13 protein-coding genes are annotated in these 12,212 nt (G+C 58.8%); 5 read left to right on the plus strand and 8 right to left on the minus strand.

Annotated elements, in window-relative coordinates; all coding sequences use genetic code 11:
• Positions 1-388: 388 nt before the first annotated feature.
• From PA598K_RS33445 to PA598K_RS33460, 4 genes are all read right to left on the minus strand, one after another.
• Positions 389-739, minus strand: coding sequence for a type II toxin-antitoxin system PemK/MazF family toxin (locus tag PA598K_RS33445; protein ID WP_128661077.1), 351 nt, complete (start codon positions 737-739; stop codon positions 389-391).
• 3 nt (positions 740-742) lie between these two features.
• On the minus strand, positions 743-1,024 hold the full coding sequence (locus tag PA598K_RS33450) for a CopG family ribbon-helix-helix protein (RefSeq protein WP_026297411.1): 282 nt from the start codon (positions 1,022-1,024) through the stop codon (positions 743-745).
• Positions 1,025-1,246: 222 nt separating this feature from the next.
• The gene (alr, locus tag PA598K_RS33455) at positions 1,247-2,401 is read right to left on the minus strand and encodes an alanine racemase (RefSeq protein WP_128661078.1); all 1,155 of its coding nucleotides are present in this window, start codon (positions 2,399-2,401) and stop codon (positions 1,247-1,249) included.
• Positions 2,402-2,665: 264 nt separating this feature from the next.
• Positions 2,666-3,859, minus strand: a complete 1,194-nt coding sequence (locus PA598K_RS33460; protein WP_128661079.1) for a LolA family protein — start codon at positions 3,857-3,859, stop codon at positions 2,666-2,668.
• Positions 3,860-4,092: 233 nt separating this feature from the next.
• On the opposite strand from PA598K_RS33460, the gene PA598K_RS33465 reads away from it, so the two are divergent.
• From PA598K_RS33465 to PA598K_RS33475, 3 genes are read left to right on the plus strand one after another with little or no spacing between them, the layout of a single operon-like run.
• Positions 4,093-4,629 carry a sigma-70 family RNA polymerase sigma factor gene (locus PA598K_RS33465; RefSeq protein ID WP_128661087.1) on the plus strand — a complete coding sequence of 179 codons (537 nt, stop codon included), beginning with the start codon at positions 4,093-4,095 and terminating at the stop codon, positions 4,627-4,629.
• Positions 4,616-5,785, plus strand: coding sequence for a DUF4179 domain-containing protein (locus tag PA598K_RS33470; RefSeq protein WP_128661080.1), 1,170 nt, complete (start codon positions 4,616-4,618; stop codon positions 5,783-5,785). Before PA598K_RS33465 ends, PA598K_RS33470 begins: the two co-directional genes overlap by 14 nt.
• A 37-nt stretch (positions 5,786-5,822) precedes the next feature.
• Positions 5,823-6,749: a DUF5643 domain-containing protein gene (locus PA598K_RS33475; RefSeq protein ID WP_185602388.1), complete on the plus strand. Its 927-nt coding sequence runs from the start codon at positions 5,823-5,825 to the stop codon at positions 6,747-6,749.
• 120 nt (positions 6,750-6,869) lie between these two features.
• Here the strand turns inward: PA598K_RS33475 and PA598K_RS33480 are convergent, their stop codons facing one another.
• The 3 genes from PA598K_RS33480 to PA598K_RS33490 are packed head-to-tail and all read right to left on the minus strand — an operon-like array spanning position 6,870 to position 9,770.
• Entirely contained in the window at positions 6,870-7,922 is a 1,053-nt protein-coding gene (locus PA598K_RS33480) for an ABC transporter substrate-binding protein (RefSeq protein WP_128661082.1), read from the minus strand.
• Positions 7,919-8,713: an ABC transporter ATP-binding protein gene (locus PA598K_RS33485; protein ID WP_128661083.1), complete on the minus strand. Its 795-nt coding sequence runs from the start codon at positions 8,711-8,713 to the stop codon at positions 7,919-7,921. Before PA598K_RS33485 ends, PA598K_RS33480 begins: the two co-directional genes overlap by 4 nt.
• A 13-nt stretch (positions 8,714-8,726) precedes the next feature.
• A complete protein-coding gene (locus PA598K_RS33490) occupies positions 8,727-9,770 on the minus strand; it encodes a FecCD family ABC transporter permease (protein WP_260405745.1) in 1,044 nt (347 codons plus the stop codon).
• Between the two features lie 180 nt (positions 9,771-9,950).
• Between PA598K_RS33490 and PA598K_RS33495 the strand changes: the two genes are divergently transcribed.
• Both PA598K_RS33495 and PA598K_RS33500 read left to right on the plus strand, forming a co-directional pair.
• Complete coding sequence (locus PA598K_RS33495; RefSeq protein WP_128661084.1) at positions 9,951-10,511, plus strand: mismatch-specific DNA-glycosylase; 561 nt, start codon at positions 9,951-9,953, stop codon at positions 10,509-10,511.
• A 5-nt stretch (positions 10,512-10,516) separates the two neighbouring features.
• On the plus strand, positions 10,517-11,101 hold the full coding sequence (locus PA598K_RS33500) for a hypothetical protein (RefSeq protein WP_128661085.1): 585 nt from the start codon (positions 10,517-10,519) through the stop codon (positions 11,099-11,101).
• Positions 11,102-11,355: 254 nt separating this feature from the next.
• On the opposite strand, the gene PA598K_RS33505 is transcribed toward PA598K_RS33500, so the two are convergent.
• A complete protein-coding gene (locus PA598K_RS33505; RefSeq protein ID WP_185602389.1) occupies positions 11,356-12,117 on the minus strand; it encodes an RNA polymerase sigma factor in 762 nt (253 codons plus the stop codon).
• Between the last annotated feature and the right edge of the window lie 95 nt (positions 12,118-12,212).

Genomic DNA, 12,212 nt, shown 5'->3' on the forward strand with positions numbered 1-12,212 from the left:
GCTCGCCCTCGGCCTTATTTGGCCGAAAAGGCAAGGTATCGCAGGCTAACGCTTGCCACGGCGCTTATTTGGGAAAAATAGCGCCCAAACAGGCACTTTTGTGAAAATAAGCGCCAGGGCGAGCGTTACGTTACCCACGCACCCAAAAAACGTGAAATAAGCGCCGTGGTGGACGTTACAGTAACAACGGCTGTTCGGAGCCTCCGCCTGTGATGACGGCTCTGCGACAATCGAACAACGATCACGTCTTGAACCGTTGCTGCGTGATCCACAAGACAACGGGGCTGTCCTAAGTCATTTAACATGACTTTTGGGACAGCCCCTTCCTTGCTATTGCAAACAGGCCGGCATATGCGCTCCCCACAGGAGTACATATGCCGGCCCATCCTTAAAAATCAATCAGCCCTACGCTGATCTGCAGCGCTTCGTTCACCTTGAGCATCGTCCCATCGTCAAGATGGGTAATCTTGTCGGTGAGCCGCTGCTTATCGATCGTACGGATCTGCTCTAGCAGAATAACCGAGTCGCGGTCAAACTCATGCGTAGCCGCATCGATCTCGACATGCGTCGGCAGCTTCGCCTTCTGGATCTGCGCCGTGATCGCGGCTACGATCACCGTCGGACTGAAGCGATTGCCGATATCGTTCTGGATCACCAGGACAGGACGTACACCGCCCTGCTCCGAGCCTACAACAGGCGACAAATCTGCAAAGAACACATCACCGCGCTTTACGATCAAACTCTACACCCCGCTTACGAGACGACCGAGCATGCTCTCGGCCTCTTCCTCCACCAAAAAAGCCTCCGAGGCCATGTTGAGGTTGATCTTGGCCATTTCAAGATAGCCACGTTGCATGGACTCCCGAATTTGGCGTTTTTTGCGTTCGATAAGATATAACCTCATCGCCTGGCGGATAAACTCACTGCGGTTCGAATTCTCGCGCGCCACAATCCCGTCCACTTCCTGCAACAGATGATTTGGTAAGCTGATCATAATTCGCTTCGTATTCTGCATATTGACCACCAAGTCCGCACCCCCAAAACATTTCCAAAGAAAACCTATTCCCATTATTGCGATAAACGGAGCGAAATATACATAATCATATCTATGCCTGACGTACAGCAAATATGATGTACACGCTGTATGTTCTGCGATGTATTCGTTGGCTGCTCTATCTATTCGAGACGAGGGAGCCAAAATCCTCTATGCGTACGAAAATAAATTGTCGTCTGCTGTCCTGGCGCTTCATCCAAGCAGCCGATTATCTGCCACATGCTGCCCATCCTTGACGTATACGCGCGGCACCCGATCCGCCAGCATACAAGTCACCTCGTAGTTGATCGTCCCGAGATGATCCGCGATCTCCTCGGCAGAGATCGTCTCGTCGCCCTGTCGGCCGATCAGCACGACCTCCTCGCCGGGCTCGGCGACATCGCCGGGGATGGCGATCATGCACTGATCCATGCAGATCGTGCCCAGGATCGGCACGCGCTGCCCCCGCAGCAGCGCCTCGGCCTTGCCGGTGAGCATGCGGCTGTAGCCATCGGCATAGCCGATCGGCAGCGTGCCGATCCACTCGCGGCCGCTCGTCACATACCTCGTGCCGTAGCTGATCCCCCAGTCGGGCGGCGCCGACTTGACCATGACGGTCTGCGTCTTCAGACGGAGCACCGGCTGCAGCGCTAGGCTGCTGCCCTCCACCTCGCCTGACGGATAGAGGCCGTACATGCTGATGCCCAGACGCAGCATGCCGCCCGCCCAGTCCGGCGTATCGATGCCGGTAGCGCTATTGCCCGAGTGGATGATCGGCACGCCTTGGGCGCGAGCATATTCCGCCGCCTCTACGAAGCGATCGTGCTGCAGTCGAGTATAGCTCTTGTCCCGCTCGTCGGCCCGGGCGAAGTGGGTGAAGACCCCCTCCACCTCGACGCCAGACGTTGCCAACACCCGCCGGATGAAGCCGCGCCAGTCCTGCTCAGGCAGCAAGCCCAGACGTCCCATGCCGGTGTCCAGTTTGATGTGCACCTTGAGCCGCTGGGCGCTGGCAGGGAGCATGGCGATCGCCGCGAGGATATCCTCGCGGAACAGTGCAATCGTAATCTCTTGCTCGCGTGCAATTTCTAGTCCCTCAGGCGGTACATAGCCGAGCACTAGGATCGGTCCTCGTATCCCCTTCCGCCGCAGCTGCAACGCTTCGTCGAGGAATGCAACGCCCAGATAGTCAACGCCGCATGCAAGCGCCTCCCGGGCAATCCCGGCTGCTCCGTGACCGTAAGCGTTAGCCTTGACGGAGGCCATCAGCAGCGTGCCTGTCGGCATATGACGACGAAAGGCAGCGATATTATGACCGAGCGCGTCCAGCGAAATCTCGGCGATCGTCGGACGGTAATACAAACTCACAATAAGACACCTTCTTCCCGGCCATGCAAAAGCAAGCGCCTTCTCCGCAGCAGGCGGAGAAAACATTGCCATGACATCCATTCCTTGTACGATCGCAGACCGCAGTCCGCTTCACAGTAACCAATAAGAATTATGTTATACCCTTCACCTGACAGTGTCAATGCGCTAAATCATGTGAATTTCTGGCGTTTTGTTCCTCTATAAGAAAAACGCCCCCGGACCACAAGGGTCAAGGGGCGGTCGCGCGTTAGCAGTGGACAGCCGTTACTTCGTCATCGCCAGCACCGATTGGGAGATCTTGATCATCTCCGACTCCGGCAGGTTGGCGCTGGAGAGTCGGTACTCCATACCGTCGTATGTCCAGGTCAGGGTGCGCGGCTCGTCGCCGGTCAGCAGACCGATCGTATGGCCGAGATCGATGTTGTCGCCCGGCACCAGCGCGACAGCGCGATCCTTTTGAAGCGCCTGGATAAGCGTGTAGTCATACGAGCCAGTGAAGCGCATCATGATGCCCTGGTTGCCGCCGAGCTTGATATCGCGCATATCGAGCAGCGCGACGCCATCCGGCATGTAGCTCGCCTCCATCGGCACAAAGGTCTGGGCAGCAGCGCCCGAGGTGGCGTCTGTCTCCTCATCTTGTTTCGCATTGTCGGAGCCTTCGGTTTCTGCGCCATTTTCGCTGCTGTTCGCGTTCTCGCCGTTTTTGGCGTCTTCTCCAGCAGCATTGCCACTGTCGCCGCCTGGTTCCTCTACCGTCAGTTTATCCGGGGTATGCTCCGACCCGTCGTGGCCCGGCTCGGCTTCGGTCGGCTTTTGCTCAGCGGCTCCCGGCCCCATGTTTTTCTTCATGTCGAAGGCGTCGCTGTCGAACTTTTTGTCGAACTCGAAGCTGTTGAACTTCACTTCCACCATAACCGTGTTGTTGGCGTCGCTCACTTGCACCTGCTGCGGCTTGTAGCCGTCCTTGCTGAGCCAGATTTTCTGACGGGCCAGCGAGCCGTTCTGATAGTTCGCCCCGACGTCGAAGACGTAGTTGTCTTCCTCCGCCACGAACTGCCGCGAGTTATCGACGAGGATGCTCTGCACCAGCGTCTGGTACAGGTAGACCTGGCCCTGGTTGTCCGGCCAGTCGGACTGGAAGCGGAAGCTTTTGTTCAGATGCGGCGTCAGGACGAACACGCCGTCGTCATTGCGCAATACGATCTGCGTAATATCCTTCTCCGGATTGGTCAGGGCGATCCGGTAATACTTGGGCTTCTGATAGGAGACGTCCACTTGATACGTCAGCGGCTCCTGACCGGTATGCAGCGTCATCGTGCCGCTGCCCTGGTAGCTTTCCAACGAATTGACGACTTTGTCCAAATCTTTTACGACCGATCCGGCATCTTTCGTGCCGCAGCCGGCCAGGAACACCGAGAAGCTCACGATGATGGCTGCGATCCATGTGATGCGACGCATGAAGATCATCCCCTCTGCACATTGTTTTAACAGGCTGATAACATGTCTATGAGGGGACTTGACCAATTATGCGGACGGGTTTGACGAGCCCTCTCCGTTGTCCTATCCAAGGAGAGACGCCCCCGTTTATTCACTAGGAAAATAAGTTATTCGGCAAACCGTATAACTTTTCGATGGACAGGACCATCTAATGTGTAGAGGGCCCTCAAAAGGAGTTGAAGATCGTGCAGAACATGGCGCTTGAAGTCAAGCGGGCACAGCAAGGCGACCGGGAAGCATTCATCCGGCTCTTGCGCAGGCTCGAATCCGAATTGTACGGCTTGGCCAAGTCCATCGTAAGACGCGATGAAGATTGTGCAGATGCGATTCAGGAGACGACCCTGAAAGCATATAAAGCTTTGTCGACATTGCAAAAACCGCAATTTTTTAAAACCTGGCTAATCCGCATTCTGATCAATGAATGCAACACCCTGCTGCGCGGCCGACAGCGGACCGTTGTGATGGCAGAGCTGCCCGAGACGTCGGCAGCAGCCGATTATTATGCGGACAGCCGCAAATTCGATCTGAGGGAAGCGGTGGACCAACTAGAGGACACCCTTCGCGTCGCCATTCATCTGTTCTACTTTCAGGATCTATCCATCAAACAGATCGCCGCGGTGCTGGACATCACGGAAGGCGCCGTCAAGGCTCGCCTTCACCGGGCGCGTGGTATCCTGGCAGATCGAGTCACATGTGCGAAGGAGGCGAACATCGCTTATGAAACCTTATGATCTGGAGCAAGAACTGCAACAGCTAGGCCGCTCCTCCCAAGACGAGGTGCCGGAGCTGATCCGGCAACGTCAGGACCAGGTGTATGCTTCACTGGCCGAACTGCCGGCCCCGGCGCCGGTATCCCGCCGCCGTCACGGACGCGGTGCATGGGGAGCGGCTACGGCGGCAGCCCTCCTCATCGGAGTCATCGGCAGCGCCTACGTCTCGCCGGTCATGGCAGCTTCGCTCAAAAACGTGCCGATCATCAGCAGCTTCTATCAGCTGGCGGGCGATCTGGGATTGCAGACGGCCGAGCAACGCGGCCTGGCCTGGAAGTCAAACGCTAGCGTCACCCAAGACGGCGTCACGCTAAGCGTCTCCGAGATTGCTTATGACGGCACGCGTCTCTCCCTGCTCGTCAGTCGAGACGGGGCCGGATTCGAGGGAGGACTGTTGGATTCACACACCGTGCAAGACGTGTCGGGCAGCGTCACGACCTATCCGATCGGCGCGATATCCGAGATGGATATCCGGATCGACGACATCCCCGTCCATGACTATGCTATGAACCAGCGCCCCGGCCTGATGATGAAGCCGACTGCGAGTCCGGATACGATCGTGCTGGAGCTGCATAACTACGGCTGGCTGGAAGAGCAGGGGCTGCGGCTTGGCGAATCATTTGACTGGAGCGGCAGCTTCAAGATCGAAGGCGTCGATGACCCCTTCGTCCTGCAAGCTCCCGTGCACGTCAATACAGAGACGGTGCGCATGTCCATCGACGAGACCAGAGAATGGAACGGCTACCGGCTTCAGCTCCGGCAGCTGACCTTCAGCCCGCTTACGACCTCGTTGCAGACTCGTATCGAAGGCTTGGACACCGACGATGCCCCGATCAGATTCGAGCTGTGGGATGAGCAGGACAGCATACTGACGGCGATAGGCGGACTTGGCGTCCATGACGGGGCTGGCTTGGGGGGGAGCGACGATGAATTGTTGTTTGACCGTCTTCCGCACGCCTCTGAGCATCTGACGCTCAAAGCTTTTAGACCGATCGTAGAGCCGGACGGCACGTACCGGACCGGACCGGAGGGAGAGCTCGTCAAGCGCTATATCCCGGAGCTGGAGGTTGAGATTCCGTTAGATCTAGAGCAGCTAACCCAGCTATACACACCATAACTCTATTTATAACTACTATTTTTGGAGGGTACTTACTATGAAAAAACCTTTTGCTGTAATGAGCACATTTGCAATGGCCACGATAATCGCAGGAAGCGCGCTGCTCGGATCCGCCCACGCTGCCAGTCCGAGCACGCCAGCCGCCCATAGCGTCCAACAAGCGGCTTCGCTGCAAGTGGCCGAGGCGTTTTATGACGGCAATCACATCAGCATCAAGCTTCAACGCACCGGAGGAACCGGCGAAGGCCACCTGGTCGGCGGCGCGTTCGATCAAAAGAGTGGGGAGTACGTCGTTGACAAAAACTCGATCACAAGGATCGTGATGTATATCAACGGCAAAGCGATCCATGAATACGGCAACGAAAAGATGCCATCGAAGCCCAGCCTGTCCTGGATGGCAGACGGCAAAGACGCCGCGATCATCCGCATGACCGACGCTTCACTGCTGGGCGGCAACCTGCCAGCCTTCACGGACAAGCTTCAACTGCGGGCAGATATCTATCTCGAAGGTCAAAAACAACCGCAACAGGTGAGCATCCCGCTGCAGCGGTCGACAGCCAAAGCCGTCGTCGTCAAGCCGGGCCTGACCAAAACCTTCGGCAACGTGAAGCTGACCGCAAGCCAGGCCGTGCACACCGCTACGTCCACTCGCCTGCAGTTGATCTTGCCGAACTACTCGGCTGACTTGGAGAAGCATCGCGAGCTGCTCTTTGATTTTGTAGACGATCAAGGCAACACCTTGGAGAGACTGACCGGCAGAGGCACCGACGAGTTGAACGCCAACGAGCAATTCTACTATGATTTCGTCATCGAAGCGCCTTCCAAAGACGCAACCGGCATTGTAGTGAAGCCGTTTGTGCCGGTCCTCAAAAAGGATGGCTCGCGCCAATTCGAGCTTGACGAAAACGGCAACCTCATCAAGCATTACGTCAAGCAACTGGAAATGACGATTCCGCTTAAGTAACGCCCTGACATAGGGTAGCCTGAGAGTGGTCGGACATCAAAAAAAGCCAAGAAGTCAAGCGGAGCAGGCCGCTTGGCTTCTTGGCTTCTTGGCTTTTTGGCTTTTGGCGTCGCCGCTTGCTCATGGAGATACGTCAGGGTGGAACCCGGCTGCCAGCGTCTCGACCGCATACGCCATCCGGCCGCCGGGCAGCACGCTCTCCAGCGAGATGGCCACGAACCGCTCGTTGCGGACCGCCTCCAGCTCGGAGAGCGCCGGATGGCTCTTGATGTCGGCGATCTTCTGCGCAAGCGACGGCGCGTCGTAGTCGTGGATGACGATGACGTCGGGGTCGCGCTTCAGCACTTCCTCGTAGCTGACCGTCGTCCACTGCTTGTCCGTGATGTCATCGAAGACATTGCGGCCGCCGGCATACCCGATCAGCAACGACTCGAAGTTGGTGCCGCCCGCCGTGAAGACGCCCTCGCCGCCACTGTCGTAGACGAGCACGTCGACCGGGTCGCTGCTCGCCACTCGCTCCTGCACAGCCGCCAATCGCGCATCCTGGTCGGCGATGAACGCCTCGGCCTCGGCTTCGATCGCGAAGATACGGCCGAGGTCGCGGATCTCGCCGTACATCTGCTCGAGCGTAGCCGCGCTGTTCATGTAGACGGACATGCCGAGCCGCTCCAGCTCCTCGACGTTCAAGCCTTCGCTGCCGAACTCCCAGTCGATGCCGTAGATGAAGTCCGCTCCGCTCGTGACGACCGCCTCGCGGGTCGCCGAGCCGTAGGTCAGCTCGGGGATGCGGGCATAGGCCTCCTCGTACTCCGGCAGCGCGCCGCGACTATGATTGTCCAGACTGTTGCCGATGACGTAATCGGTCAAGCCAAGCGCCACGAACAGCTCTGTCGCATTGGGCCCCAGCGTCAGCACCTGGGTCGGTCGGGCCGTCACGGTAACCTCGCGACCGTAGTTGTCCAGCGTGACGGGGGTGTATGCCGCCGCTCCTGCCTGCGACTCCGCATCCGGCGGATCGCTCGTCGGACTGGTCGGACTTGCCGGGAGATTCGACCCGGCCGCCCCGCTGGTATCGCCTGCCTCACCCTCAGCTCCCGTACCGCCGCAGCCGACCAGCGCTCCTGCCAGCAGCAAGACTGCCACTCCCGTCCCTATCCATCGCTGTCTCTTCATCTCGTCTCTCTCCTCCGTACATGTAAGCTTGCGGGCACATAGGCTATCGTCAGCCGGTCGGTCGCCGGATGTCTGGCTATCTCGGCCTGTATGCCGTACACCTCCCGGATACGTTCCGGCGTCAGCACGTCCTCCGGCGTGCCAGACGCAACCAGTCTACCTTCATACAGCATGTAGATGCGGTCGCAGTAGAGCGCAGCCAGATTGAGGTCATGGATCGCCGCCAGAGCGGTGATGCCGAGCTCCCGGATCAAGTCGAACATCTGGAGCTGATAGTAGATGTCCAGATGGTTGGTCGGCTCGTCCATGATCAGCAGCTCCGTCTGCTGCGCCAGCGCGCGGGCGAGCAGCACCCGCTGCCGCTCCCCGCCCGAGAGGTCGCTAAAGTCGCGCCCCGCCTTGTCCGCCATGCCGGTCCGCCGGAGCGCCTCGGCGACGATACGCCTGTCGTCCGGACTGTCGCCTTGGAACAGCCGCTTGTGCGGACTGCGGCCCATCGCGACGATATCCTCCACCTGGAAGTCAAACGGCACGGTGTTCTCCTGTCCGACGACGCCCATCTTCAGCGCCGTCTTTTTGCTGCTCATCGTCAGCACATCCTCGTCATCGAGACGGATCGCGCCGGTGTCCGGCTTTAGCGCCCGGTATATATTTTTCAGTACGGTCGATTTGCCGCTGCCGTTGGGACCGAGGATGCCCACGAGCTCCCCCCGCTGCACGTGCAGCCGGATGCTGTCGATGATCGGCGTCGCTTCATAGGCATAACTCAGCTCGTCCACTTGCAATGTCATGTGTGCACTCCTCTCAGCCCTTGGTCCGACGCTTCAACAACCAGATGAAAAACGGCCCGCCGATCAACGACGTAAGCAGACCGATCGGCAGCTCCTGCGGGGCGATGACCATCCGCGCAGCGACGTCTGTCCAGACGACCAGCAGACCGCCGAGCAGGGCGCTCACCGGCAGGACATGCTTGTGGTTGGAGCCGACCAGGATACGCGTCAGATGCGGCACCATCAAGCCGACGAAGCCGATCGCGCCGCTCATCGCGATCGTCACGCCGGCGAGCAGCGAGGCGATCAGGACGAGCAGCTTTTGCAGGCGCCCGACGTTAAAGCCAAGCGTCCCTGCCGTCTCGTCGCCGAGCAGCAGCGCATTGAGCGAACGATAGAGCAGCAGCAGCGCGGTCATGCAGCAGACCATGACGATCAGCGGCACAGTCAGATATCCCCACTGGGCGCCGGCGAGACTGCCCGACATCCAGAAGGCGGCGTTGTGCAGACCGAGCGCATTGGGCGCGCTCAGCGTAATAATATTGGTGATCGCGTCCATGATGAGCGCGGCGACGACGCCGGAGAGCAGCAGCTGCGTAATATGAATCTTGCCCTTGACCCGCGAGATCGCATAGACGATCGTGATCGTCGCCGCTGCCCCCAGGAAGGCGCTGAGCGGCAGCGCATAGCGACCAAGGAAGGCAAAGACGCCAAACAGCATCCCTAGCGTCGCCGCAGCCGCCGCGCCGGAGGACACGCCGAGCAGGAACGGATCTGCCAGCGCATTGCGCACCAGCGCCTGCATGGCGACGCCGGTCACGGCCAGCGAAGCGCCGACGATCATCCCCAGCAGCACTCTCGGCAGACGCAGCGTCCAGACGATATTCTCATCCAGTCGGGTCCAATCGACAGGGATGTAAGCCTCCAGGAAGGACACCTTGCCGAGGACGATCTTGGCGACCGTGAGCGGATGGACCGATACCGGCCCGATGCCGATCGCCAGTACGACCGTGAGCAGACAGGCTGCCACCAATAGGGGGAGGATCAGCTTCATTTGGGGTTCGTCGCGCGTGTTCAACCGTACATCCCTCTAATTCGTGTCACGTTTTGAGCATATAGTAACACAACAAACCTGACACTGCCTAGTAGAGCGAATCCGAAAGAAACGAAAAATGAAGCATGGAGAGCTACTGCTCGAATGCGAGGAAGGCGGGACTTGTCGTATAATGGAGGCAGGAACGAAAGGGAGGCGCTAACGATGCGAAATGCGATACCGGACCACCTGTCGGAGCACATGAACCTCCTGTTCGTCGGCTTCAACCCGAGCTTGCGCTCTGGCGAGAGCGGTCATCACTATGCCAATCCGCATAATCGATTCTGGAAGCTACTGCACGAGTCGGGGCTGACGGAGCGCCGCTACCATCCCGATCAGGATAGCGAGCTGCTGACCGACTATGGCTACGGCTTCACCAACATCGTCGCGCGCCCGACGCGGACAGCGGCGGAGATTACCAAGCAGGAGTACCGAGAGGGCGCGCGACTGCTCCGTCAGAAGCTGAGCCATTATCGCCCGCCTCTCGTCTGCTACGTAGGCAAAGGCGTCTATGAGCAACTGACCGACCGGCGACCGATCCCGTGGGGCGTACAGGAGCCGTCTATCGTCCCTGGCGTCACGGACTTCGTCGCTCCTTCCTCGAGTGGTCTCGTCCGGATGCCGCTCGCGGAGATAACCGAGATCTACAGGGAGTTGCGACAGCTGGTGGCAGCGGCCCGCCACGAGCGAGACGATGCTGGTGAACTGACCAGCAGTAAGGAGTAAACCAAATGACTATCAATCGCAACTGGACGGTCCTATTTATCGGCGGTGCATCAGGAATCGGCAAATCCAGTGTAGCTTATGAGCTGGCTCGATATTATGGCGTAAATGTGCTGGAGGTAGACGATATCCACCTCTCCGTCAAAACAGTGACCACAAAGGAGCAATTTCCCGTCATTCATTATTGGGAGACGGGTGAGGACGAGAAATACGCTGGCGTTGACGGCACAGTAAAATGGCTGATTGATGTCGGCAAAGAAATGGCCCCCGTATTGAAAGCGCTTGTTGACAGACATATCGAAGATCACTTGCCCGTCATTATTGAAGGCGACTTTATCCATCCCGAGCTGGCTGCCGCATTCGATAACCCTCAGGTGAAATTTATCTTTGTCCTTGAATCCGAGCAACAGCAAATCGCGCAAAATTATGCAGCAAGAGAAGGCGGCGAGTTGCAATCTGGCAGAGCCGAGGTAAGTATCGCCTATAGCCATTGGATCGCGGACACCTGCAAGAGGCTTGGCCTTGACGTCATTGAATCCAGGCCTTGGAGCACTGTACTGAGCCGAGCGACAAAGTGTCTGGATGGCGTCTGAAAGCCCGCTCCGGGGCTCTTTCGCCGCTCTTTCGCGGCCTTTTCCCCTGCTGCTCGGTCAGAAGACCGTCGGTCATTGGATCTACGGGCGGCGCAAGCGAGCATACGAAAAGACACTCTCATGATGCCACGTTAAACGTGGTGTCGAGAGTGTCTTGCGCATTGATCTGAGCAATGGTCAGCGGCTAATTGGGCGCATCCAGTGGAACCGTCCACAACGACATCTAGGATACGGATCGTCAAACACTAATATCGCTACGACGCTAGCCACATCTGCACACCCTGCCAGCCCATAGTTGGTTGACCGGCGCCCTGCATCCCGCCGCTCATACGGAAGCTGGCGACCGCATCGACAGCCTCGTAGGAGGCCGGGGCCTCGCCAGCCAGACGCAACACGCGCTCGATATCGCCCGTCACATACGCCTGCACCAGCTCGTCGATCCGCATCGTCTGCTCTGGCTCAAGCTGGCCAATCGCGTGCTCCAGCTCCGCCGCTCCGTCTGTCCTGACTCGCAGGAGCGCTTGCCTGGCCCGATACAGCAGCGACTTGACCGCCCCTTCCGTCGTCTCCATATACGTCGCACACTCCGCAGCCGAGTAGCCGAACACCTCGCGCATCAACAGCACGACGCGCTGCTGCGGCGACAGCTCGCGCAGCAGCGCATGGAAGGCGGCCGCCATCCGCTCCGTTGACGCCTCGACTGGGGCCTCAAGCTGCCGCTCCTGCTGCTGCGCCTGCTCCGCGAGGATCTGGCGATAGACGACCGACCGCCGCAAGCCGTCGATCCAGAGGTTCTTGGCCATCCGCAGCAGCAGCGCTTCGGGATTGGCATGGTCGCCGCGCAGCTGCCGTCGCCGCTCTGCCCGCAGCAGCGTCTCCTGCATCAGATCCTCGGCATCCGCGCCCGATTGCGTCAGCGACAGACAGTAGCGGTGCAGCCTCGCCCGCAGCTCTTCGCCGCAGCTTATCGTCTGGCTCGTCGTCCGAGAGCCTGGCGTTGCTTGTCGCGTCTCCACGATGCTTCACTCCTTCTCACCCAAGTTCTACTACCAGTATAACGAACGAGAGCGCGCAAAAGATACGCCTGGCGGGCGTATCTTTTGCGCGCTCT

This window comes from Paenibacillus sp. 598K, from assembly GCF_003851045.1.
Lineage (GTDB): Bacteria > Bacillota > Bacilli > Paenibacillales > Paenibacillaceae > Paenibacillus_D.